The sequence below is a fragment of the Pseudomonas sp. AC112 genome (assembly GCF_979253545.1).
Genome location: NZ_CEEDCM010000001.1, coordinates 5,392,514 through 5,415,835, shown reverse-complemented (window position 1 = coordinate 5,415,835; position 23,322 = coordinate 5,392,514). Strand labels below are relative to the sequence as shown.

The following is a 23,322-nucleotide window of genomic DNA, read 5'->3' as shown; positions in this document are numbered from 1 at the left end:
CCACCCAGCAGTCCCACCCGGTTTATCGAAGGCAAAGAACCTATTTTCAAACAGCAACCGGTTGGATGGATTACTCGCCCGCGCCGCCCGTCGCCTGCCGATACTGCCTCGGCGTAAACCCCGTCGACGCCTTGAACTGGCGGGTAAACGCGCTGTGGTCTGTATACCCGCACTGCAACGCCACTTCGGTGATCGGCAGGTCGGTGTGCAGCAAGCGGTGGGCATGCTCCAGCCGCACTTTCTGGATCATCTGCCGTGGCGTGAGGTGGAACACGCGCTTGCAATAACGCTCCAGTTGCGCCACGGAAATCCCGGCAATGCGCGTCAGTTCACTTAGGGTGACACGACGGTTGAAGTGCGCGCGGATGTGCGCGTCCACGGCGGCCAGGCGCTGGTACGCCGGGTGGCTTTCGCTGGCGGTCTGCAGGTCAACCGAGATACCGGCCAGGCCAATGATCGTGCCCGAATGGTTGTACAGCGGCCACTTGTGGGTCAAACACCAGCCGGGTTCGCGGGTGCCGTACAGGTGCAGTTCCAGCTGATCTTCCAGCACAAAGCCCTGCTCCAGCACGCGCCGGTCCTGCTCGGTGTAGCCCGGCCCCAGTTGCGCGGGAAAGACTTCGGCACTGGTCTTGCCCAGCAGCGGTTGCAGCTGCTTGAGCCCGCAGCGCTGCACCAGGGTGCGGTTGGCGAGCACATAGCGGGCCTGGGTGTCCTTGATGAAAACCGCCGCATTGGGGATCACATCGAGCATCGGCAATAGCTGCGCGACACTGCCCAATAACTGTTCGATGTCTTTGGGGTTGCTCCCTTGGCAAAGGGTCGCAAACGCGCTCTGCATCATGACGATTGATCCCCATTGTTGGCCTGGACGGGTAGCAGATTGCACGATGCCCGGCACCCTGTCGAGCCACCAAAACTGTGCTGATTTCGTCATCGATGCCAGCAAAAAACATCAATCGCGCCGCCGTTCATGAGTTCACTGTATGGCCACTGCATGCCTATCCAATAACTCACAAGAAGGCGACGCTATGTCAGCTCAAGGCAAGTTCAAGAAACAGCTTTCCCTGATGGACCTGACCTTTATCGGGTTGGGTGCCATCTTCGGTTCGGGCTGGTTGTTCGCAGCCAGCCACGTATCCGCAATCGCAGGCCCGGCGGGCATTGTTTCCTGGCTCATCGGTGGTTTCGCGGTACTGCTGCTGGGCATTGTGTACTGCGAACTGGGCGCCGCATTGCCGCGTGCCGGCGGCGTGGTGCGCTACCCGGTCTACTCCCATGGCCCGCTGTTGGGCTACCTGATGGGCTTCATTACCCTGATCGCGTTTTCCAGCCTGGTGGCTATCGAAGTGGTCGCCTCGCGCCAATACGCCGCGGCATGGTTTCCCGAGCTGACCAAGGCCGGCTCCAGTGACCCGACCACCCTGGGTTGGCTCGTGCAATTCGCCCTGCTGTGCCTGTTCTTCGTGCTCAATTACCGCAGCGTGAAAACCTTCGCCATCGCCAACAACCTGGTGAGCGTGTTCAAGTTCATCGTGCCATTGCTGGTGATCGGTGTGCTGTTCACCTTCTTCAAACCGGCGAACTTCCAGGTGCAGGGTTTCGCGCCGTTTGGCCTGTCGGGCATTGAGATGGCGGTGTCGGCCGGCGGGGTGATTTTCGCCTACCTGGGGCTGACGCCGATCATCTCGGTGGCCAGCGAAGTGAAGAACCCGCAACGTACGATTCCAATTGCCTTGATCCTTTCGGTGTTGTTGTCGACCGCAATCTACGTGCTGCTGCAAACCGCCTTCCTCGGTGGCGTGCCCACGGAAATGCTTGCCAATGGCTGGGCCGGGATCAGCAAGGAACTCGCGCTGCCCTATCGTGATATCGCCCTGGCGCTGGGCGTTGGCTGGTTGGCCTATCTGGTGGTGGCCGACGCCGTGATCTCCCCCAGTGGCTGCGGCAATATCTACATGAACGCCACGCCCCGTGTGGTGTATGGCTGGGCGCAGACCGGCACATTTTTCAAGATTTTCACGCGTATCGATGAGAAGTCCGGCATTCCACGGCCCGCGCTGTGGCTGACCTTTGGCCTGTCGGTGTTCTGGACCCTGCCGTTCCCGTCCTGGGAAGCACTGATCAACGTGGTGTCGGCGGCGCTGATCCTCAGCTACGCCGTTGCCCCGGTCACCGTCGCCGCACTGCGCCGCAACGCACCACAGATGGCGCGGCCGTTCCGGGTCAAGGGCATGGCGGTGCTCGGCCCGCTGTCGTTCATCATCGCGGCGCTGATCGTGTACTGGTCTGGCTGGGGCACCGTTTCCTGGTTGCTCGGACTGCAAATCCTGATGTTCGTGGTGTACCTGCTGTGCGCCCGCTGGGTGCCGACCGCACACATCAACCTCAAGCAGCAAGTGCGCTCGTCTGCCTGGCTGATCGGCTTCTACGCAGTGACCATCCTGCTGTCCAAGCTCGGTAGTTTTGGCGGCATCGGCGTGATCAGCCACCCGCTCGACACGATTGTCGTCGCCGCTTGCGCACTCGGCATTTACTACTGGGGCGCCGCCACGGGCGTGCCGGCTCACCTGGTACGACTGGAACACGAAGCCGATGAAAGCGAAGCGGTCGACGAACCTCACGCGCCGCTGACACCCGCGACTTACTGATTCAGGAGCCTTTTATGAAGCGACTGCATGTGATCGATTCCCACACCGGCGGCGAACCGACGCGCCTCGTCATGAGCGGTTTCCCGGCGCTGAACGGCGCCACGATTGCCGATCAACTGCACAGCCTGCGTACTGAGCATGATCAATGGCGCCGCGCCTGCCTGCTGGAGCCTCGCGGCAATGACGTACTGGTGGGCGCGCTGTATTGCGAACCCGTTACGCCAGGCGCGATCTGTGGCGTGATCTTCTTCAACAACGCCGGTTACCTCGGCATGTGCGGCCACGGCACCATCGGTCTGGTTGCGTCGCTGCACCACTTGGGGCGTATCCAGCCCGGCGTGCACACGATCGACACGCCCGTTGGCCCGGTGGCGGCCACGCTGCACGAAGACGGCAGCGTAACCCTGCGCAATGTGCCCGCCTATCGCCTGCGCCAGAAGGTGCCGGTGGAAGTGCCGGGGCATGGCGTGGCCTACGGCGATATCGCCTGGGGCGGCAACTGGTTTTTCCTGGTGTCGGACCATGGCCAACGCTTGCAGATGGACAACGTCGATGCGCTTACCGACTACACCTGGGCGATGCTCAAGGCCTTTGAAGAGCAAGGCATTCACGGTGCAGACGGTGCACTGATCGACCACATCGAGTTGTTCGCCGATGACGACCTTGCCGACAGCCGCAACTTCGTGATGTGCCCCGGTAAAGCCTACGACCGCTCGCCCTGCGGCACCGGCACCAGCGCCAAGCTGGCCTGCCTGGCCGCCGATGAAAAACTCCAGCCGGGTGAAACCTGGACCCAAGCCAGCATCACCGGTAGCCAATTCGAAGGCCGCTACGAATGGGACGGCGAGCATATCCGCCCCTTCATCACTGGCAGCGCCTACATGACCGCCGACAGCACCTTGCTGATCGACGAGCGTGACCCTTTTGCCTGGGGCATCTGAGCCCTTCCCTGTTTGTACTGAACGTTCCAAGGAGTTAGAACAATGAGCGACAACATCTTCACCGGCTGCATCCCCGCCCTGATGACCCCGTGCACCGCCGAGCGCAAGCCGGACTTCGACGCCCTGGTCGCCAAAGGCCGCGAGCTGATCGATATCGGCATGAGTGCCGTGGTGTATTGCGGTTCCATGGGCGACTGGCCGTTGCTCACCGAGGCCGAACGCCAGGAAGGCGTGGCACGCCTGGTGGCCGCCGGTGTGCCGACCATCGTTGGCACCGGCGCGGTCAACAGCCGCGAAGCCGTGGCCCATGCTGCCCACGCGGCCAAGGTCGGCGCCCATGGCTTGATGGTGATTCCGCGCGTGCTGTCCCGTGGCGCCTCCGCTACCGCGCAGAAGGCGCACTTCTCGGCGATCCTCAAGGCCGCGCCAAACCTGCCAGCGGTGATCTACAACAGCCCCTACTACGGCTTCGCCACCCGCGCCGAGTTGTTCTTCGAACTGCGTCGCGAACACCCGAACCTGATCGGCTTCAAGGAATTCGGCGGCGGTGCCGACCTGCGCTACGCCGCCGAACACATCACCTCCCAGGACGATAACGTGACCTTGATGGTCGGCGTCGACACCCAGGTGGTGCATGGCTTCGTCAACTGCAACGCCACCGGCGCGATTACCGGCATTGGCAACGCGCTGCCCCGGGAAGTGTTGCAATTGGTGGCCTTGAGCAAAAAAGCCGCCAAAGGCGACGCCAAGGCCCGTCGCCAGGCCCGAGAACTGGAAGCCGCGCTGGCGGTGCTGTCGTCCTTCGATGAGGGCTGCGACCTGGTGCTGTATTACAAGCATTTGATGGTGCTCAACGGTGATGAAGGCTACGCCCTGCACTTCAATGAAACCGACGCGCTCAGCGACGCGCAACGTCGTTACGCCGAAAACCAGTACGCGCTGTTCCGCCAGTGGTATGCCAACTGGTCGGCGGAACAGAACGTCGCCTGACCCCTTGCGCGCCGCTGCGGTTCTCGCAGCGGTCAACCTCTTTTCTACCAGGACGACCCCATGACTCTGACGGGCAAAATGCTGATCGGTCAGCACGCCACTACCGGCAATCGCGAAGCGATCCGGGCGATCAATCCCGCGACCGACACCCCCCTGGAACCGGCCTATCCGGGCGGCGACGGCGAACAAGTGGCCCAGGCGTGCGCCCTGGCGTGGGCGGCGTTTGATGGGTACCGCGAGACCTCGCTGGAGGTTCGAGCCACATTCCTTGAGACCATCGCCGCGCAAATCGAAGCCCTGGGTGATGAGCTGATCGAACGTGCCGTCGCCGAAACCGGCCTGCCCCACGCGCGCATTCAAGGCGAACGCGGGCGTACTTGCGGGCAACTGCGCACCTTCGCGCGCACCGTACGCGCCGGGGAATGGCTGGATGTGCGGGTGGACCCTGCACAGCCGCAACGTCAGCCGCTGCCTCGCCCAGACCTGCGCCAGCGCCATATCGCGCTGGGCCCGGTGGCCGTGTTTGGTGCGAGCAACTTCCCCCTGGCGTTTTCCGTGGCGGGTGGCGATACCGCCTCCGCGCTGGCCGCCGGTTGCCCGGTGGTGGTCAAGGCCCATGGCGCGCATCCAGGCACCAGTGAACTGGTGGGCCGGGCGGTGGCGCAAGCCGTTCAGGCCTGTGGTTTGCCCGAGGGCGTGTTTTCGTTGCTGTACGGTTCAGGTCGCGAGGTGGGGATTGCGTTGGTCACCGATCCGCGCATCAAGGCAGTTGGCTTTACCGGCTCGCGCAGCGGTGGCGTGGCGTTGACCCAGGCGGCGCAGGCACGGGTCGAGCCGATTCCGGTGTATGCGGAAATGAGCTCAATCAACCCGGTTTACTTGTTCCCAGCCGCGTTGGACGCGCGCGGCGAAGCGTTGGCAAAAGGCTTCGTGGCGTCGCTGACCCAAGGCGCCGGGCAGTTTTGCACCAACCCTGGGTTGGTGATCGCGGTCCAAGGGCCTGCGCTGGATCGCTTCATCAGCACGGCCAGTGAATCACTGCCCAACTGTGCAGCGCAGACCATGCTGACCCCCGGTATTTTCAGCGCCTTCGACGCTGGCGTGGCCGTACTGACAGAACACGCCAAGGTGGCGGCAAAAGGGTTGCCAGCAGAAGGCCCCAACCGGGGCCAGGCCCACTTGTTCGTGACTCAGGCCCAAGCGTTTCTAGCGAATGAACACCTGCAAGCCGAAGTCTTCGGCGCCGCTTCATTGATCGTCGTATGTGCCAACGACGAGGAGATGCTCCAGGTTTCCGAACACCTGGAAGGCCAACTGACCGCCACCCTGCAGATGGATGACGACGATCTGCCAAGCGCCAAAGCCCTGTTGCCGGTGCTTGAGCGCAAGGCCGGTCGCCTGCTGGTCAACGGCTGGCCGACGGGTGTGGAAGTCTGTGATGCCATGGTTCATGGCGGGCCCTTTCCCGCCACATCGGATTCGCGCAGCACGTCGGTGGGCACGGCGGCGATCCAGCGGTTTTTGCGCCCCGTGTGTTATCAAGACTTCCCCGATGCACTGTTGCCTGCCGCGCTCCAGCACGGCAACCCGTTGCTGCTGCGGCGCTTGCTCGACGGCCAGAGGGAGGCGTAGGCCATGTCAGATCCGGATATCGTCGTGGTCGGCGCCGGCATCATCGGCGTCGCCTGTGCCCTGCAACTGGCGCGTCAGGGGCGCCAAGTGCTGGTGGTCGACCAGCAGGAACCCGGTATGGGCGCGTCGTACGGCAACGCCGGGCATCTGGCGACCGAGCAAGTGTTTCCCATCGCCGACCTGTCGATCCTCAAGCGCTTGCCCGGCATGCTGCTGGACCCCATGGGCCCGCTGCGCCTGGATTGGAAATACCTGCCGCGCGCGCTGCCCTGGTTCCTGCGCCTGCTGCTCAACCTGCGTCCGGCGAGCTACCAGCGCACGGTCGCCGGGATCCGCACGCTCAACGAAGGCAGCCTGGGCGCGTGGCAGCGTTTGCTGCACAGCATTGGGCGCCCGACGTTGCTGCGCAAGGATGGCTCGTTGCTGGTGTATGAACAGGCCCACTCACGCCCCGCCCTGGAGGCCCTGCAACAGCGCATGCAACAACAGCAGGTGCCTGTGGACTACTGGTCCGGCGAGGCCATACGCCAAGCCGCACCGCAATTGAGCGACAACCTCCAGGGCGGGCTGTTTTTTCCCGGCACCGGGCACTTTCTCGATCCTTATCAGGTGGTGTGCGAACTGGTCCAGGCCGCCAAGGCCAGCGGCGTGCAATTCCTCAAGCGCCGGGTACTGGATGGGCGCGTTGAAGGAGACGGCGTCTCCCTGACGACCGACCAGGGCCATTTGATGGCGAGCCAGGTGCTGATCGCCTGTGGCGCCCACTCGGCCGCGCTCACCGCCGCACTCACCGGCAAACAAGTGCCACTGGACACGGAACGCGGCTATCACCTGATGCTGCCCCACGAGCAGCATCGCCTGCCGTTTGCCGTCACCTCCCTGGAACGAAAATTCATCATGACCCCCATGAGCGACGGCCTGCGCCTGGCCGGCACCGTGGAGTTCGCTGGCCTCAAGGCCCCGCCGAACATGGCACGTGCCTGGCAGTTGCACCGGCTGAGCAAAGGGTTGTTCCGCGAGGACTTGAGTGCGCGGGATGCAACGACGTGGATGGGGTTTCGGCCGTCCCTGCCGGACTCGCTGCCGATTATCGATCGGGTGTGCGAAGGGAAAGTGTTGCTTGCGTTCGGGCACCAGCATTTGGGGTTGACGCAGGCGGCGGTGACGGCGGAGTGGGTCGGTGAGCTGGCGAGTACGAAGCCGACACAGCCGTTGGCACCTTATCGCCTGGATCGGTTCTGAACCACGCAGACCGCCTCACCACTAAGGGGGGCGGAATGCTTACTCCACAATGGTTTCTTCCGCCGCAGCATTGAAGATGGCCTCGGCCATTTCCTCAATTTCATCACGCATGCATAGCTTCTCCAACCAGCCCGTCGGAATGCCTTGCACGCCATAGAACGCACCCGCCAACTGACCAACGATGGCGGCAGTGGTGTCAGCGTCGTCACCCAGGTTCACGGCCGCCAACACAGCATCGGCGAAGCTGTCCGTGTGCTGCACACACCACAGCGCCGCCTCCAATGAGGCGACGGCGTAACCGGAACCGGTGATCTGCTCGCGGGGCTTGTTGGCATATGCCCCTTGGGCAATTGCCACGACCTTTGGCGCAGTCAGGTCGGCGCAGGGGATGCTGAGCAGGTGCGCCTTGGCCGCCCCGTTCAAGGCGTTACACATTGCCCGTGCCAGCACCACGCAGCATTCGATTGCCTCCTGGGCGCCATGGGTCGTACGGGAGCCCTGACGGCAAAAGTCGTCGACGCTGTGCAGGTCGGGGAAGTAAAACAGCACCAGCGGTGCAAGGCGCATCATCGAACCGTTGCCCGCAGAAAAAGGGTCGGTTGACCCTGCGAACGGGTCGCCGTTTTTCTCAAACGCCCCCAGCGCCGTGCGCACGGTCATGCCGATGTCGAAGCAATCACCCGTGGAGCTCAGGTAGCCCCACTTCCACCAGTTCAGGTAGCGCCCCATCTGGTCGGCCGCATCGAACCCCCCTTTGCGCAGTAGGCTTTCAGCCAGGCACAGCGCCATTGAGGTGTCGTCCGTCCATTGGCCGGGCTTCAGGCTGAACGGCCCTCCCCCGACCATGTCCGTGACCGGTGGGAACGTGCCGCGAGGCATGAACTCGACAGTGGTGCCTACCGCATCGCCACACGCCAGGCCGAGCAAGCTGCCGCGATAACGATCCAAAAGTGTGAGAGACATGGGTCTTCCTTGAAAAGGTATTGAGTCAGCCATCACTCTACTTGACCAAGCGCTTCTCCTTGGAGGGGCGATATCCGAAATACGAGCTGTAACACTTGCTGAAATGACTCGGCGACACAAACCCACAGGCCACCAGCACCTCCACCTGTGACAACTCGGTGTGTTGCAACAGCCGCCGCGCCTCGGTCACCCGCAGTTCCATGTAGTAGCGCTGCGGGGTGGTGCCCAGTTGCTCCTTGAACAAGCGCTCCAACTGGCGCCGCGAGCGGCCGGCGTAGACGGCCAACTGGTCCAGCTCCAGGGGTTCTTCGAGGTTGGCGTCCATCAGCTTCACCACTTCACGCAAGGGCGCGCTGACGCTGACGTTTTCGGTGGGCTTGATGCGCCGGTAGCGGGATTCTTCGAAGGCCAGGATGTCTTCGATGCCCTCAACCAGGGCCTTGTCATGCAGGCCCTTGATCCAGTCCAGCGCCATATGGAACGCGCCCGACGGGCTCGACGCCGTCAGGCGGTCGCGGTCGATCACATAGGGCTCGCTGGTGACGTGGGTGGCCTTGGACACTTCCGCCAGCGCCGGGCGATGTTCGGGGTGGATGGCGCAGCGGTAACCCTGCAACAGCCCGGCGCGGCCGAGGAACCACGAACCGTTCCACAACCCTGCGAGGCAAATGCCATGTTCGGCGGCGCTGCGCAGCAGGTGGATGAAGTCTTCACTGGCCTTGAGTTCGGTACGGAAACCGCCGCAGATCACCAGCAGTTCCAAGTCTTGCAGCGCTGCCACGTCGAGGCGTGCATCGGGGCGGATCACCAGGCCCAGGTCGCTGATGACTTCGCCATCGCCCCAGCCGAAGGTGCGCGTGGCGAACAGGTCTGGACGCAGCAGGTTGGCGGTGACGAGGGTGTCGAGGGTCTGTGTGAACGCGGGCAGGGAGAAGTGTTCGAGCAACAGGAAGCCAACGCGGGTGACCGACGCCGGCTGCAGGGTTTCGTTGAGGTAGCGCAGGTTCTTGCCCTTCATGCCACCGCTGAATTGACGTCTTTCCATCGAGGGTCGGCCCACTGTTGTTATTGATGCACTGGGCGCCATCTTAGGGGCAAACGCGTTGCCTGTCTCAGGCACTGAGCCTGAAAAAACCGTAACCCTTCAAAGCCCCCGGCAGAACAGCCGCAAGCGTATCTGATACGGTTTTTTCTTTGCCATCTGCATCTGTATCGAAAAGCCGCCTGGACGGACAATAGCGCCATCCCCACCCCCTTCCCTTCGGAGGCCTTATGACCAAGATGGCACTTTTCCTGTTCGGCTTTTTGATACTCACCATCGGCATCGGCCTGCTGGCAACCATCTCACCGGTTTGAAGCGGCCCTCAGCTGACAAACAGCATCGGGTACAGTGACAGCACCAGCAACGCCGCCATCGACCAATTGAACAGCCGCAACCAGCGGGGTTCACGCAACACGTTGCGCAAGCCGCTGCCACAGCCGACCCACACGCACACGCTGGGCAGGTTGACCACGGCAAACACCAGTGCAATCACCAGCACATTGGTGACGTAGCCTTCAGCCGGCGTATAGGTGGTGATTGCTCCCAGCGCCATGATCCAGGCCTTGGGGTTCACCCACTGGAACGCCGCCGCGCCGAGGAAGGTCATGGGCTTGCCATGCGCGTCATTGCTGTCGGACATACCGCCCGCCGTCGCGATCTTCCACGCCAGGTACAGCAAGTACGCCGCCCCCACATAACGCAACAGCGTGTAGGCCCATGGGAAGACCTTGAACACCTCGCCCAGTCCCAGGCCGACCGAGATCACCAACAGCATGAAGCCGATACTGATCCCCAGGGCATGGGGCATCGAGCGGCGGAAGCCGAAGTTCACGCCCGAGGCGAGCAACATGGTGTTATTGGGCCCCGGTGTGATCGAAGACACAAAGGCAAACAGTACAAAGGCTGACAACAGGCTGGTAGACATGATCATGAAGCGGCATCCGAACGGGGTGGTATGCCTGCGACAGTAGAGGGTTAACGACCGCCCTGCCCCGTACAGCCATGGGCAGATTGAGGCATACACTTTTTTACCAAGGCTTTCACAAACCTTTCACAGATGACGGCCTATGGTGAATCCAGCTCCTAATGAACATCCTTTTAGCCCGCGCTCCCCACGCGGGCTTTTCTTTGCCTGGGGTTTATCGCAGGCAAAAAAAGAGGCAAGCCCTTCATCACGGCTTGCCTCCAGTTTCTACCCGTCAGCGCGGGCCGCCACCACCGCCAGGGCCGCCGCCCTGACCGTGCCCACCACCATGACCACCGCCGCCACCGGGTGGCATGAACATCCAGCAGCCCGACAAGGTCGACAACAGCGCGACAACCACTGCCGCCTTGGTTACATAACTCAACTTCATGACCACACTCTCTTACTTGACGAGATTGACTTCTCGCTGGGTATGACGGTGCAAACTCAAGTGCGTCACGGCTATCGTGTAACCTGATGGTAGGGTTTGTATGCGTGTCGGTACAACGTTCCGTCAGTTCTGCGGCCGTTGTTTGGTCGAGTCCAGTTCGGCTTTTTTGGCCGTGCTGATTTCGGTGATTTGCGCCGACTTGGCGATCGCAAAATCGAATGTATCCTGCATCTTGGCAATGGCATCGGTGGCGGTGCCTTTGAGCCCACCGTTGGCTGCCCAGTCGAAGTTCCACACGCCCGACAGGTTATCGGCGCCGGCTACGTCGTGGGTTTCGATGGCGGTGAACACATCGGGGTGACGCTCCATGTACTTGGCAGCATCGGACACCTCGGCAGGCACTTTGCCCGAGGCATTGTTGGCCAACTGGGTCAGCTCCTGCTTGGTGATGGCCGACTTGTCGGTCTGGCGCATATAGTCGGCAATCACTTTGCTGGACTTGGCAATGTTCAACTTGTCATCGAACGCCGAAGGTGACGCTTTAGGCGTGTTTGCCCCGCTGCCGGCGGGCGTTACGGTAGTAGACATCGGCGCTGCTCCCCTGAAGGTACGAATGAAATCGTCGTGCTGACGATAGCCTGGCGCCGACGTTAGCATGGGCAATGGGCCATTAATCATGCGCTTCACAACAATTCACAAGGCGCAGCGGATTTCGCTAACGGGTCGCTCAATCACGCCCATGAATCCTCCAGGAACCCCGGATATGAAACCATTGCGCTGCGCTGTATTGATTGCCCTATTGGCGATTCCCGCCTTGTCGCTGGCGGCGCCCAATGTTCAAGTGGGGTTCTCACCGGAAGGCTCGGCTCGCGAGTTGGTGCTGCAGACCATTGACAGCGCCCAACACAGCATCCAGATGCTTGCCTATGCATTCCAGGCGCCCGACATCATGCAGGCACTGGTCAACGCGAGTAAGCGCGGGGTCGTCGTGCGCGTTGTCATCGATAAAAAACGCAACCTGGGCAAAGCCAGCAAGAAAGCCATGGATTTTGTCAGCCGCAACGGCGTGGAACTGCGCACCAGTGATCACTTCCACCTGCAGCATGACAAAACGATCATCGTCGATGGCACCACCGTCGAAACCGGGTCATTCAACTACGCCGCCTCGGCTGAAACGATGAACTCAGAAAATGTGCTGATCCTTCGCGACATGCCTGACGTTGTGCGCCACTATACGGCGCACTGGCAGTCGAGATGGGCGCTGGGCGTGCCCTACGCAGTGCAGTGACTCGGGCACCTGCGCACACGTTCTTTATCGGCTGATCTTTCGGCCCTCAGAAAAGGTTCAAGGCATGCATACCGTCTCTTCAGCACCCGTCATCCTGATCACCGGCGGCAGCCGCGGCGTCGGCGCGGCAACAGCGCGCCTGGCGGCAGCGCAAGGCTACGACGTGGCCATCAGCTACATCAGCAACGAGGCTGCCGCCCTTGGCGTGGTGGCCGATGTACAAGCGCTGGGACGCCGCGCCTTGGCGATACGCGCCGACAGTGCAGACCCCGAACAGGTCGCGCAATTGTTCGCCGCCATCGATGAAGCGTTCGGCCGCATTGACGTGCTGGTCAATAACGCCGCGATCATTGCGCTGCAATCGCGCTTTGAAGACCTCGACTTTGAGCGTATGCAGCGCATCTTCGCGATCAATGCCATCGGCCCGATGCTGTGCGCGCAGCAGGCGGTGAAACGCATGTCGCTGCGCCACAACGGCCAGGGCGGCAGCGTGATCAATGTGTCCTCGGGCGCTGCCCGGCTCGGCAGCCCCAACGAGTATGTGGACTACGCTGCCTCCAAGGGTGCCCTGGAGACATTCACCATCGGCCTGTCCAAGGAAGTCGCGCGTGAAGGCATCCGCGTCAACTGCGTCCGCCCGGGGCATATCTACACCGAGATGCACGCCAGCGGCGGCGAGCCCGGCCGTGTGGATCGGGTCAAGGAGAGCATTCCGATGGGCCGTGGCGGCGAGCCCGAAGAGGTGGCGCGCGCCATACTCTGGCTGGCCGGTTCAGAGGCATCGTTTATTACCGGGACCTTCCTGGATGTGACGGGCGGCAAGTAAGCGGTAACCGCCGATCAGCGGGAAGTCTGCTGGCCCCTGTGCCGGGCCAGCCCTTCCAGGGTGAACCGCGCCTGCATCAGCACCACGTCCCGCACCAGCTCCATTTCCTTCTGGTTCACTTCGCGCCACTTCAAGGCTTCCAGCAGCTTGGGCTTCTGCACCCGGAAGGCCAGCCCCTGGGTGAACAGCGCCATTGAATGGATCACTGTGCGTTCGTCCTCTACCGCAAAGCCCGCCAGGCGTGCGATCAACAGGCGAATCACCCGGCCGATGCGTGCCTTGAAGCGCTCCTCGAACGCCATCGTTGCACTCGCAGGACACAGGCCCGCCTGGTGACGGTCCATGAACGCACGCCAAACCGTGGTTTGCGGGCTGTCCTGGATGGTGGAGACCACGGTGCCCAGAATGCCCAACGAGGCGTCGATCAACGCGTTGTCGTCTGAACCGGCATCCGCCAGCGCGCTTTCCGCCGCCTCCACGGACGGTGACATTTTGCGCCACAGCAGCGCGATCAAATGCTCGACACACGCCAGGTACACGCCTTCCTTGCCATCGAAGTAGTACTGGATCGCAGGCGCGTTGACGCCGGCAGCGGTGGCGATGTCACGGGTGGAGGCGCCATCGTAGCCCCGCGCACCAAACACCTCGACGGCGGCCTCGATGATACGGGCGCGGGTTTCTTCGCCGCGCTGGTAGCCACCCTCGGCGGCAGGTTTGTGTCGTGCCATGTGCAGCTCCATTCGAATACCGGACCAAAATATACCAGTTGACAAAAATTCGCGAAAAAAGGAATTTATTCCACCTGTTATAAATCTGGAGTGACATCGATGTCGGCTGCACCTCCCTCCCCTCAGGTCATGCCTGAAGAAACCGTCAACGTTCAACGCGGTAAAGCCCGACGCATCCTGCTCAGCCTGGCCGGCGTTGCTCTATTGGTCGGCGTGTCATGGGCCGCCTGGTGGTGGATCACCGGGCGTTTTATCGAGAGCACCGACGACGCCTACCTGCAAGCCGACAGCATCAGCGTGGCCCCCAAGATCAATGGCTACGTGGCCGAAGTACTGGTGAGCGACAACCAGAACGTCAAGCGCGGCGACGTGCTGGTGCGCTTGGATGCGCGCAAATACCAGGCGGTGAGTGACGAAGCATCCGCGACCATTGCCGCACGCAACGCTGACTACGCCAAGGCCCAGGCCGACCTGGTGCAGCAGGACTCGACCATCGCCGAAGCCCGTGCCCAGTTGCAGGGCGCCGAAGCCGATGCGCGGCATGCGCAGACCGAAGTCGCCCGCTACGCGCCACTGGCCCGCTCCGGCGCCGAACCGGAAGAACGCCTGGCCCAACTGAACAACCAACTGGCACAAGCGCGCAGCACGGTGGCGGCCAAACAGGCGGCGCTGCGCTCCAGCCAGACCCGCTACGGCACGCTCCAGGCCCAGCTCAAGCAAGCCCAGGCGCAACTGGGCGTGGCCAAGGCCAGCGAGGCGCAAAGCCAATTGGACGTGGACGACGCCGTGATCCGCAGCCCGCTCGATGGTCGCGTGGCCGACCGGGGCGTGCGCGTAGGCCAGTACGTGCAACCCGGCACCCGGTTGCTGACAGTGGTGCCGATCAGCGCGATCTACCTGACCGCCAACTACAAGGAAACCCAGATCGGTGGCATGCGCCCCGGCCAGGCCGTCACCGTGCACGTGGACGCCCTGCCCGGCCGCGACCTGCAAGGTCACATCGACAGCCTGGCCCCCGGCACCGGCGCGCAGTTCGCCTTGCTGCCGCCGTCGAACGCCACCGGCAACTTCACCAAGATCGTGCAGCGCGTACCGGTGCGCATCGCCCTGGACGTGCCGGACGACCTGCGGGCCGCGTTGATGCCTGGCCTGTCGGCCACCGTCGAAGTCGACACCCGCACCCACGCTGCGGACGCCAACCATGGCTGAGGCGATCATGGCCGGGGTGGCCGCCGAGAAACCGCGCAACGCCTCGCTGACCGACTGGATCGCCGTCGCCGCCGGGGCATTGGGCGCATTGCTGGCCACCCTGGATGTGTCGATCACCAACTCGGCCTTGCCACAGATCCAGGGCCAGATAGGCGCCACCGGCACCGAAGGCACCTGGATCGCTACCGGCTACCTGATGTCGGAAATCGTCATGATCCCCCTCGCTGCCTGGCTGACCCGGGTGTTCGGCCTGCGCCGGTTCCTGATCGGCACCGCGTTGATGTTCACCCTGTTCTCGATGTTCTGCGGCCTGTCCACCAGCCTCGGCGCGATGATCGCCGGCCGCATCGGCCAGGGCTTCGCCGGTGGCGCGATGATCCCCACCGCCCAGACCATCGTGCGCACGCGCCTGCCACCGCATCAACTCGCCATTGGCACCACGATGTTCGGCATGACTGTGATCCTCGGCCCGTTGCTCGGCCCAGTGATCGGCGGCTGGCTGACGGAAAACATCAACTGGCGCTGGTGCTTCTTTCTCAACCTGCCCATCAGCATCGCGCTGATTACCCTGCTGATCACCGGCCTGCCCAGCGAGCGCATGAACCTGCAACGCTTTATCAGCGCGGACTGGCTGGGCATTCTGGGGCTGGCCATGGGTTTGAGTTCGCTGACCGTGGTACTCGAAGAAGGCCAGCGCGAGCACTGGTTTGATTCGCTGTTGATCGTGTGGCTGAGCATCGCCACGGTCACCGGCTTTTTCCTGATTGCCCTAGGGCAGTTCCGTTCCGGCACGCCGATCCTGCGCCTGCAACTGGTGCTCAACAAAAGCTTCGGCAGCGTGCTGCTGATTGGCACGGCGGTGGGGGCTGGCCTGTATGGCACGGCATACCTGGTGCCGCAGTTCCTCGGTATTTTGTCCGGCTACAACGCGCAACAGTCCGGCTCGATCATGTTGTTGTCGGGCATTCCTGCATTCCTGCTGATGCCGATCCTGCCCAGGATGCTCGGCCGCTATGACCTGCGCTGGATGGTCGGCGCGGGCCTGTTGCTGTATTGGGCCAGTTGCTTTGTAGACACCCAGCTGACCGCCGACAGCGTCGGCCATGACTTCGTGTGGTCGCAGTTGTTGCGTGGCTTCGGGCAGATCCTGGTGATGATGCCCCTCAGCCAGTTGTCCATGCGCTCGGTCGACACCAAGGACGCCGGCGATGCGGCCGGGCTCTACAACATGTCGCGTAACCTCGGCGGCACCATCGGCCTCGCGTTGCTCGGCGTTTTGATGGACCGACGCAGCCACTTCCATGACGACAGGCTGCGTGAAGGCATCCTGGCCAACAGCCAACTCGCCCAGGACCACATGACCAGCAACACCGCCAGCTACCTCGCACAAACCGGCGATGCCTCCAGCGCCCCGTTGCAGGCGATGGCCCAGTTGGCCAATGACATCGCGCGGCAAGCGTCAGTGATGGCCTATAACGACTCGTTTTATGTACTGGGACTCGCAATGCTGGCGTGCCTGCCCCTGATCTTCATCCTCAAAAAGCGCACGGTACAGCCATGATTCTTGCTCGCTCTCTGCTCCCGCTCCTGACCGTCGGCCTGCTGTCCGCCTGCACCGTAGGCCCGGATTACCAAGGCGCGCCCGATACCGCGCCCAAAACCCTGGCCGCCGGGCGCTTGCCCCATGCCGACAGCCAAGCCCCCAACACGCCGGCTGTGGCGCAGTGGTGGCGAACACTGAATGACCCACAACTCAACGAGCTGGTGGACATGGCATTCAAAAACAGCCCGGATATCGCCACCGCCCAGGCACGCTTGATGCAATCCCGCGCGAGCCTCAGCGGTGCGCGTGCCGACGCCATGCCCAAAGTCACCGGCGACGCGGCGATGCTAAAACTGCGCTCCCCCGATACCTCCGCACTCGGTGGCGGTGGTGGCGGCCGAGGCCCGCTGACGCTCTACCTCGCCGGCTTCGATGCCAGCTGGGAAGCCGACCTTTTCGGCGGCACGCGCCGCGCTGTCGAAGCGGCGCAGGCCGAAGCCGATGCGGCCCAGGCACAACTGGCCGACGCCCAGGTGCAACTGGCGGCCGAAGTGGTGCAGGCCTACACCGACCTGCGCGACCAGCAAGCGCGACTGGCCTTGGTCGACGCCAGTGTCGACATCGAAAACCAGGCTCTTGACCTGACCCAGCAACGCCGCAGTCGCGGCGTGGCCTCACAGCTGCAACTCGAACAAGTCCTGACCCAGGCTGAAAATACCCAGGCCCAACGCCTGCCCTTGCAAGCCGCCATCGTTGAATCCCTGGATCAGCTCGGTCTGCTCTGCGGCCAGGAACCCGGTGAACTGGACAGCCGCCTCGCCACCGCCAAGGCCCTGCCCGCCATCCCCGGCGTGGTGCCCGTGGCCGACCCCGCCGCCCTGCTAAAGGCCCGCCCCGACATCCGCGTCGCCGAACGTAAACTGGCCTCCAGCAACGCACAAATAGGCGAAAAAACCGCAGACTGGTTTCCCAAGCTGAGCCTGATGGGCGACCTGTCATTCTCCGCCGGCGACCCCGGCCACCTCGCCCGCAAAGACAACGGCACCTGGCTGATCCTGCCGCGACTGACCTGGAACGCCCTGGACTTCGGGCGCGTCGCCGCCAGCGTCAAAGGCGCCGAAGCCGGCCACGATGAAGCGCTCGCACAATACAAAAGCGTAGTGCTGAGTGCGCTACGCGACGCCGACGTGGCCTTGGCACGCTACGGCCATCAACGCCAGAACGTGGCGCTGCTGCGCAATGTGGAAGCCTCCGCGCTGCGTGCGGCAGACCTGACCCGCCAGCGCTACCGAGCCGGCACCGCCAGTACGCTGGACTGGCTGGACGCGGAGCGCACGCGCTACCAGGCCCAGGAAAGCCGGATTTCGGGGGATGCTGAACTGCTGAAGGATTTTGCTTCGCTGCACAAGGCGTTGGGGCTGGGCTGGGCGTTGTGACACACTTCTTCGCCATGCGCCGCCTGACTCGAGGAAACCATGCTCCGTATTCATCAAGCGACTCACGCCGACATCGAAGCCCTGCGCGAAGTGGGCTGCACCACCTATCGAGAACACTTCGCCCCCATCTGGTCGCCCGCCGGTTTGCAGGCCTTTCTCGACCGCGACTTTTCCCACGATGCCCTGCGCCGATCGCTGGCGCTGTCCGACAGCCAATTATGGCTGCTTGCATCGGACGACAGCGCGCAGGTCGTAGGCCTGGCTAAGATCAACTGGTCAGCGCCCGCCCCGGTAACCGGAGAAACGGGTGCAGAACTGCGCAAAATCTACTTTCTGAAAGCCGCCGCAGGGCGGGGGTACGGAAAACAATTCATGCAATTCATCTGCGAACGGGCGCTACAGCGCGGCGAACGGATGGTGTGGCTGACAGTGCTCAAATCCAATCCAGACGCCCGACGTTTCTATGAGGCGTTTGGGTTCAAGCAGATCGGGGAAATCCCGTTCAAGACGGATTTGGCCGACATTGGAATGGATGTGATGAGGCTCGAACTGAAGCCGCTGGGGGAATGAATGGACGAGTTGATACAAGGGCTGGACGGCCCCAGGACCGCACAGCAGGAATTGTTTTACGACCTGGAGGATGCGGCGGCGGTGATTGGGTGGGCGGTGGTTCAGTTGACGGCGCTGGCGGGTAGCGGCAGGACGCCGGACGAGGCGGTAGCGATGATGAAAATAGGCACCTTGTTGGCGGCGCAACAGGAAAGAATGCGCGTGTATGCCGAAGAAGTCAGGACACAGCGCATCACACGGTCAGAGGCCGATAGCACGGTAGGCACTCGTTGAAGCGTTGATAAAGCAGCACATTTGCGGATGCCTGTCCTCGCCTATGAAGTCAACAACTCGGGACAAACCATAGAAACAGTGAACAACTACTTTCCCGCCAGACGCTGTCAATCTCCACAGTCAGCTCGACGATTTGGCGATCAATGAATACGTTGAACGTACACAACGTACAGGCAATAAAAAACCCCGTAGACGTTAATCTACGGGGTTTTCAAGAGTGGAGGCCGAGGTCGGAATCGAACCGGCGTAGGCGGATTTGCAATCCGTACGTGAAACGCAAGCGGGCTGCGGCTTGCAGCCACTTTCACTTCCGAAACCTAGAAGAACTTTATGCCTTGGAGACCGCGTAGAATGCGGGTCGTGCTTTTTGTTTCGGAACTGTTTTTGCCCCTCCTCCGGCGTTCTGCCGAATGAAATCCCCTCCTGTAAACTCAATCGAACTACCACTACTTTCATATGCTCTACCGGGAGTCGCCTGGACGCTTCCAGGCTAACCCGCAGGGAGTGGAAATATGTCTGACGATCTGAAAAACCGTGGCCCTCAGGACCGTGCGCGAGTTAATACCTCCGAACCTTGGGAGGTAAAGCATTGGACCAAAGAGTTCGGCGTGACGGAGCAACAGCTCAAGGAGGCCGTGAAGGCTGTTGGTCCGATGGTTACCGACGTCCGCAAGAAACTTGGAAAATAGCAGCAGTCTCGCCCCGTGCTCTCACGGGGCGAACTCTTTACTCCATCTCCCGGCGTTCCGCCGACTCAAATCAAATACCCTATTTCATCGCCTGCTACGCTGTTCAATCTACGGAGGAACAGCTATGCCCAATTCAGACCTACTCCCTTCCCTGCTCTCAAAACTGTACGAAAACCAGCTGGCCCTTGAGGCTTCCATCATGGAGCTATCGAACTGGGTTGAGCAGCGTGGCTCCGCCGAGGTCGCAGAAAATATCCGGGGTGCGCTGCACACCATCGACGGCAACGAAGAGTTCATCAAATTGACGCTCGCAGTTCTCATGGCGCCGGAGTAATCGCTACTTGCAGGCCACTGACCAGAGCTGGTCCAGCTTGGTGGTGTAGCTCTGGCTCATCATTTCCCGGCGCATGCCCCAGTCTGGGTTCGTTGGCACGCTGGCAGACCGCAGCGTTCCCCTTCCCCACCTTTCATTGATCTGGTCCAGCACCGACATTACCCGCGTCGCTTCTGCCGGCTGCGAAACCGCGAACAGATCATCGGTGTACTCGCCAGGCTGGCAGAGGTTTAGCAGCATTACCTCGGCTTTGCTGTACTTGAATCCTGGCCGGAAAATACAGTCGAGCGCATCAACGGCGGCTTTGGTGAGTAGCCGAACGTCATCGGTTGGATAAGGCATGTCCACTACCACCCCGTTCGCATATTTCGCCTCGTCTGGGTTGAACATGCCGGTGCGTATGCACACTCGTACCTTCTTGCAGAGGGAGTTCTGCGCCCGGAGCTTTTCCGAGGCTCGCATCATGTAGGTGGCCACCGCCTCTTTGATCGGGGCAAGCTCGGTAAGACGCATGCCGAACATTCGGCTGCAGCAAATCTCTTGCTTCGGTGGATCGGGTTCGTCCAGTTCCAGACACGAGGTGCCGGCCAGCTCGCGCGCCGTCTTCTCGATGACAACGCTGAATTTCTTACGAAGCGTCCAAGGATCGGCTTTGGCCAGGTCCATTGCGGACTTAATGCCCAGGGCGTCGAGGTGGAGCTTCATTTTGCGGCCCACGCCCCACACCTCAGATACATCCGTGTTGCGCAAAACCCAATCACGCTTCATCGGGTCGGCGATGTTTACCACTCCCCCGGTTTGAGCCTGCAAGCGTTTCGCCGTATGGTTCGCAAGCTTGGCCAGGGTCTTCGTATTGGCAATGCCGACACCTACGGGAATGCCGGTGCAACGAAGTACTTGGGCACGGATCTGCCTGCCGAGCGCGTCAAGTTCACCAATCCCAGTGAGGTCGGCGAAGGCTTCGTCGATGCTGTAGATCTCTACGGCGGGCACCATGCTCTCGATCAGCGTCATGACCCGCTCACTCATGTCCCCGTACAGGGCGTAATTTGAGGAAAACGGGACAATGCCGTGTTGCTCGAGCTTGTGCTTGATCTGGAAGTACGGCTCGCCCATCTTGATGAACGGCTTCGCGTCGTAGCTTCGGGCGATGACACAGCCGTCGTTGTTGCTGAGCACCACGATAGGCGTTTTGGCTAGGTCGGGCCGAAACACTCGCTCGCAACTGGCATAGAAGCTGTTGCAGTCGATCAGCGCGAATACTGGGGGATTAGACATGGCTGCGCACGGTGCTGGTGATCACACCCCAGATAGACAGCTCGTCACCTTCCAGCACGTAGCGTGCTGGGTACTTCGGGTTTTCGGATAGCAAGATCACTTCCTTGCCACGCTTGCACAGTCGCTTGCACATAGGGTCATTGTTGAGCAACGCCACCACGATATGGCCGTGGGCCGGCTCAATGGAGCGGTCCACCACTGCCAGATCACCCTCGAATATTCCGGCGCCCTGCATGCTTTCGCCCGTGATCATCACCAGGTAGACGTGCGGAGCTCTGATGTTGAGTACTTCATCCAGGGAAATATGCTGCTCAATATGATCGGCCGCAGGGGACGGAAAGCCGGCCGGTACGTGAAACGAGCAGAGCGGCAGTTTTGCGCCGCCGCTGGCGATTGGACCCAGGATGTTGAAGCTCATGACAATGCCTTGTTCAAATACTGTACGAATATACAGTTAACTTTGTACGAGGCTTGCGGTCAATTTCTCTGTAGGGGATTTCGACGGGCGGAGGTGTGGCTATGTGCGGTCGATTCGTGCAGTACGAGGGGATGGCGATCTATATCGAGGAGCTGAGCCCTCAGATCGAGCTGTTCAGTGGCTACGACGCCGAGCCAATAAACCGGTTCAATGTCGCGCCGTCGACGCGTGTGCAACTGCTGCACAGCAAAGAGGATGGTTTGCACATTGATGCTGTGCATTGGGGATGGGCGCCATTCTGGGCGAAGGGAAAGCGGCCCGATCCGATAAACGCTCGGGTCGAGACCGTGACTACCGGGAAGTTCTTTAAACAGCTTTGGCCGACTGGCCGGGCAATCGTACCAAGTGAAGGCTGGTACGAATGGGTCAAAGACCCAAACGATCCGAAAAAGAAGCAGCCCTACTTCATCAGATTGAAAACCAGAAAGCCCATGTTTTTTGGCGCCTTGGCCCAGGTACACCCAGGCCTCGACCCGCACGAAGGTGACGGCTTCGTCATCATCACCGCTGCCAGCGATCAGGGCATGGTCGACATACATGACCGCCGGCCATTGGTGCTTATCCCTGAGCACGCCAATGAATGGCTCGATCCTGACCTCTCGCCGGCGCGCGCCGAGGAAATCGCGAAAGAGCTGTGCCAGCCGACCGAACAGTTTGAGTGGTTCCCTGTTGGTAAAGCCGTCGGCAACGTCAGGAACCAAGGTCCAGAGCTCATAGATCCAGACTTATCGGCTAAAAAACCACATGACGATCACGACCGCCGTGACCCAGCCGAGAGTAAGTAGAAATGAAAGGCCTGCAAGCCGCTTGTCCATGGTCCCCCTTTTCTGTTGACTAGGCGATCGCTATACGAACGCCAGCCTTAAGGGTAGTTCAGTATGCTCAATGGACAACTGCCCTGACGTATGCCTGGCACGCCCGCAGCGCGATCAGTCCTTGGTCGCCGGCGTCAGTGATGGCGATAATTCGTTGAGCATGCGCTGGGTCAAGTTGGGCTCGACGGGCTGCATGAACCACGCCGGCGGCGCCGGGGGCGGCAGGCACGTTGCAGCCACCGGCTGGATCCTCGGCAAGGAGGACTGACAGCCGGACATCAGCAGTAGCAAGCTGGTCACGCAGGCGAGCCTGGTTGCGCTGAGCATCGGATAATTCCTTGGTGTGTTGTTGGTCCTGGCCGGAGAGCTTGTGCTCTAGGGCCAGCCGTTTGTCTTGCTCGGCGCGCGCCTGGGCAGAGGCAGCATTGCTGATCGCTGCCAAATCATCCTTGTGCAGGCCTGCCTGCTCGGCGAGCTTCTTTCCCATGCGCCAGTCCTGAACCTGCCAGGCGCCGCCGGCTGCCCCGACCATCAACACCAGGATCAACACCACCAGGCCGGTCAGCTTCTGCCAAGAAGTCATGCCAGCGCCCGCCGCACGCCTTCAGCTAGAACGGCGTCGGGATAGGCATAGCCTGCGTTCTCATGGTGGATGATCGCCTTGACGAAGCCAGCCATAACCGCCGGCTTGGCCAGATCCACCTCAGCGCCTGGCCGAGTGCCGGTGTTCGCCTCAACAGCGCGCACGTACGCCGCAGTGTCGTTTTCCACCGAGGGCGCCCAACGGTTGATGATCGCCTTCACGGTCTTCAGTCCATGCTTGCGCTGGTATGTCAGCAGGAGCTTGCCCAGGGCGCGGATACCGTTCTCCGGTGTATCGAATCGCGCGAAGCGTTTCTCAATAGAAGGGTCTGACGCGAGCTGGCCTTGCCATTGATTGGCCGGGTTGTAGTCGATGTTGCCGGGGTTGCGGTTGCGTACCCCACGGGTTTCAGTGATCGGCATGCTTTTCTCCAGGCAAAAAAATACCCGCTCATGG

Annotated in this window: 26 protein-coding genes; 15 read left to right on the top strand and 11 right to left on the bottom strand. The window is 61.7% G+C overall.

Features of this window, described 5'->3' with window-relative positions:
- Window positions 1–70: 70 nt before the first annotated feature.
- A complete protein-coding gene (locus tag AC0IYN_RS25280) occupies window positions 71–844 on the bottom strand; it encodes a PAS domain-containing protein (protein ID WP_457247598.1) in 774 nt (257 codons plus the stop codon).
- A 187-nt stretch (window positions 845–1,031) separates the two neighbouring features.
- Between AC0IYN_RS25280 and AC0IYN_RS25275 the strand changes: the two genes are divergently transcribed.
- Genes AC0IYN_RS25275 through AC0IYN_RS25255 form a run of 5 tightly spaced genes read left to right on the top strand, consistent with a single transcriptional unit; the run spans window position 1,032 to window position 7,456 of the window.
- Entirely contained in the window at window positions 1,032–2,651 is a 1,620-nt protein-coding gene (locus AC0IYN_RS25275; protein WP_406597022.1) for an APC family permease, read from the top strand.
- Window positions 2,652–2,665: 14 nt separating this feature from the next.
- Window positions 2,666–3,592 (top strand): 4-hydroxyproline epimerase, encoded by a 927-nt coding sequence (locus AC0IYN_RS25270; protein ID WP_471843850.1) that lies wholly within the window; start codon window positions 2,666–2,668, stop codon window positions 3,590–3,592.
- Window positions 3,593–3,634: 42 nt separating this feature from the next.
- Complete coding sequence (locus AC0IYN_RS25265) at window positions 3,635–4,582, top strand: dihydrodipicolinate synthase family protein (protein ID WP_406597020.1); 948 nt, start codon at window positions 3,635–3,637, stop codon at window positions 4,580–4,582.
- A gap of 60 nt (window positions 4,583–4,642) precedes the next feature.
- Window positions 4,643–6,214, top strand: coding sequence for an aldehyde dehydrogenase (NADP(+)) (locus AC0IYN_RS25260; RefSeq protein ID WP_458375300.1), 1,572 nt, complete (start codon window positions 4,643–4,645; stop codon window positions 6,212–6,214).
- Window positions 6,215–6,217: 3 nt separating this feature from the next.
- Window positions 6,218–7,456 carry an NAD(P)/FAD-dependent oxidoreductase gene (locus AC0IYN_RS25255; protein ID WP_406597018.1) on the top strand — a complete coding sequence of 413 codons (1,239 nt, stop codon included), beginning with the start codon at window positions 6,218–6,220 and terminating at the stop codon, window positions 7,454–7,456.
- A gap of 39 nt (window positions 7,457–7,495) precedes the next feature.
- On the opposite strand, the gene AC0IYN_RS25250 is transcribed toward AC0IYN_RS25255, so the two are convergent.
- From AC0IYN_RS25250 to AC0IYN_RS25230, 5 genes are all read right to left on the bottom strand, one after another.
- Window positions 7,496–8,419 carry an ADP-ribosylglycohydrolase family protein gene (locus AC0IYN_RS25250; RefSeq protein ID WP_406597017.1) on the bottom strand — a complete coding sequence of 308 codons (924 nt, stop codon included), beginning with the start codon at window positions 8,417–8,419 and terminating at the stop codon, window positions 7,496–7,498.
- A 37-nt stretch (window positions 8,420–8,456) separates the two neighbouring features.
- The gene (locus AC0IYN_RS25245; protein WP_471844825.1) at window positions 8,457–9,437 is read right to left on the bottom strand and encodes a GlxA family transcriptional regulator; all 981 of its coding nucleotides are present in this window, start codon (window positions 9,435–9,437) and stop codon (window positions 8,457–8,459) included.
- Between the two features lie 346 nt (window positions 9,438–9,783).
- Window positions 9,784–10,392 carry a LysE family translocator gene (locus AC0IYN_RS25240; protein WP_078048582.1) on the bottom strand — a complete coding sequence of 203 codons (609 nt, stop codon included), beginning with the start codon at window positions 10,390–10,392 and terminating at the stop codon, window positions 9,784–9,786.
- A gap of 268 nt (window positions 10,393–10,660) precedes the next feature.
- Window positions 10,661–10,816 (bottom strand): hypothetical protein, encoded by a 156-nt coding sequence (locus AC0IYN_RS25235; protein ID WP_406597016.1) that lies wholly within the window; start codon window positions 10,814–10,816, stop codon window positions 10,661–10,663.
- A gap of 123 nt (window positions 10,817–10,939) precedes the next feature.
- Window positions 10,940–11,404 carry a hypothetical protein gene (locus AC0IYN_RS25230; protein ID WP_406597134.1) on the bottom strand — a complete coding sequence of 155 codons (465 nt, stop codon included), beginning with the start codon at window positions 11,402–11,404 and terminating at the stop codon, window positions 10,940–10,942.
- Between the two features lie 88 nt (window positions 11,405–11,492).
- On the opposite strand from AC0IYN_RS25230, the gene AC0IYN_RS25225 reads away from it, so the two are divergent.
- Window positions 11,493–12,104, top strand: a complete 612-nt coding sequence (locus AC0IYN_RS25225) for a phospholipase D family nuclease (RefSeq protein WP_471843845.1) — start codon at window positions 11,493–11,495, stop codon at window positions 12,102–12,104.
- 64 nt (window positions 12,105–12,168) lie between these two features.
- On the top strand, window positions 12,169–12,930 hold the full coding sequence (locus AC0IYN_RS25220; protein WP_095016381.1) for an SDR family oxidoreductase: 762 nt from the start codon (window positions 12,169–12,171) through the stop codon (window positions 12,928–12,930).
- Window positions 12,931–12,944: 14 nt separating this feature from the next.
- Here the strand turns inward: AC0IYN_RS25220 and AC0IYN_RS25215 are convergent, their stop codons facing one another.
- Window positions 12,945–13,658 (bottom strand): CerR family C-terminal domain-containing protein, encoded by a 714-nt coding sequence (locus AC0IYN_RS25215; protein ID WP_406597013.1) that lies wholly within the window; start codon window positions 13,656–13,658, stop codon window positions 12,945–12,947.
- A gap of 99 nt (window positions 13,659–13,757) precedes the next feature.
- Here AC0IYN_RS25215 and AC0IYN_RS25210 point away from each other — a divergent pair, with 99 nt between their 5' ends.
- From AC0IYN_RS25210 to AC0IYN_RS25180, 7 genes are all read left to right on the top strand, one after another.
- The gene (locus AC0IYN_RS25210) at window positions 13,758–14,867 is read left to right on the top strand and encodes an HlyD family secretion protein (RefSeq protein ID WP_406597012.1); all 1,110 of its coding nucleotides are present in this window, start codon (window positions 13,758–13,760) and stop codon (window positions 14,865–14,867) included.
- A complete protein-coding gene (locus AC0IYN_RS25205; RefSeq protein ID WP_457247593.1) occupies window positions 14,860–16,428 on the top strand; it encodes a DHA2 family efflux MFS transporter permease subunit in 1,569 nt (522 codons plus the stop codon). Before AC0IYN_RS25210 ends, AC0IYN_RS25205 begins: the two co-directional genes overlap by 8 nt.
- Complete coding sequence (locus AC0IYN_RS25200; protein WP_471844823.1) at window positions 16,428–17,846, top strand: efflux transporter outer membrane subunit; 1,419 nt, start codon at window positions 16,428–16,430, stop codon at window positions 17,844–17,846. The genes AC0IYN_RS25205 and AC0IYN_RS25200 overlap by 1 nt, the downstream gene beginning before the upstream one ends.
- A gap of 39 nt (window positions 17,847–17,885) precedes the next feature.
- A complete protein-coding gene (locus AC0IYN_RS25195) occupies window positions 17,886–18,416 on the top strand; it encodes a GNAT family N-acetyltransferase (RefSeq protein WP_457238264.1) in 531 nt (176 codons plus the stop codon).
- Complete coding sequence (locus AC0IYN_RS25190; protein ID WP_471843842.1) at window positions 18,417–18,689, top strand: hypothetical protein; 273 nt, start codon at window positions 18,417–18,419, stop codon at window positions 18,687–18,689.
- 512 nt (window positions 18,690–19,201) lie between these two features.
- A complete protein-coding gene (locus AC0IYN_RS25185; protein WP_177026657.1) occupies window positions 19,202–19,378 on the top strand; it encodes a DUF3606 domain-containing protein in 177 nt (58 codons plus the stop codon).
- 124 nt (window positions 19,379–19,502) lie between these two features.
- On the top strand, window positions 19,503–19,712 hold the full coding sequence (locus AC0IYN_RS25180) for a hypothetical protein (RefSeq protein WP_137200848.1): 210 nt from the start codon (window positions 19,503–19,505) through the stop codon (window positions 19,710–19,712).
- Window positions 19,713–19,715: 3 nt separating this feature from the next.
- On the opposite strand, the gene umuC is transcribed toward AC0IYN_RS25180, so the two are convergent.
- Together umuC and AC0IYN_RS25170 are read right to left on the bottom strand one after the other, a co-directional pair.
- Window positions 19,716–20,990: a translesion error-prone DNA polymerase V subunit UmuC gene (umuC, locus tag AC0IYN_RS25175; RefSeq protein ID WP_471843839.1), complete on the bottom strand. Its 1,275-nt coding sequence runs from the start codon at window positions 20,988–20,990 to the stop codon at window positions 19,716–19,718.
- Entirely contained in the window at window positions 20,983–21,408 is a 426-nt protein-coding gene (locus AC0IYN_RS25170; protein WP_242173459.1) for a LexA family protein, read from the bottom strand. Before AC0IYN_RS25170 ends, umuC begins: the two co-directional genes overlap by 8 nt.
- 101 nt (window positions 21,409–21,509) lie before the next feature.
- Between AC0IYN_RS25170 and AC0IYN_RS25165 the strand changes: the two genes are divergently transcribed.
- On the top strand, window positions 21,510–22,253 hold the full coding sequence (locus AC0IYN_RS25165) for an SOS response-associated peptidase family protein (RefSeq protein WP_471843837.1): 744 nt from the start codon (window positions 21,510–21,512) through the stop codon (window positions 22,251–22,253).
- A 97-nt stretch (window positions 22,254–22,350) separates the two neighbouring features.
- Here the strand turns inward: AC0IYN_RS25165 and AC0IYN_RS25160 are convergent, their stop codons facing one another.
- Both AC0IYN_RS25160 and AC0IYN_RS25155 read right to left on the bottom strand, forming a co-directional pair.
- Complete coding sequence (locus AC0IYN_RS25160) at window positions 22,351–22,866, bottom strand: lysis system i-spanin subunit Rz (RefSeq protein WP_471843835.1); 516 nt, start codon at window positions 22,864–22,866, stop codon at window positions 22,351–22,353.
- Complete coding sequence (locus AC0IYN_RS25155; protein WP_406597086.1) at window positions 22,863–23,288, bottom strand: structural protein; 426 nt, start codon at window positions 23,286–23,288, stop codon at window positions 22,863–22,865. Before AC0IYN_RS25155 ends, AC0IYN_RS25160 begins: the two co-directional genes overlap by 4 nt.
- Window positions 23,289–23,322: the final 34 nt, after the last annotated feature.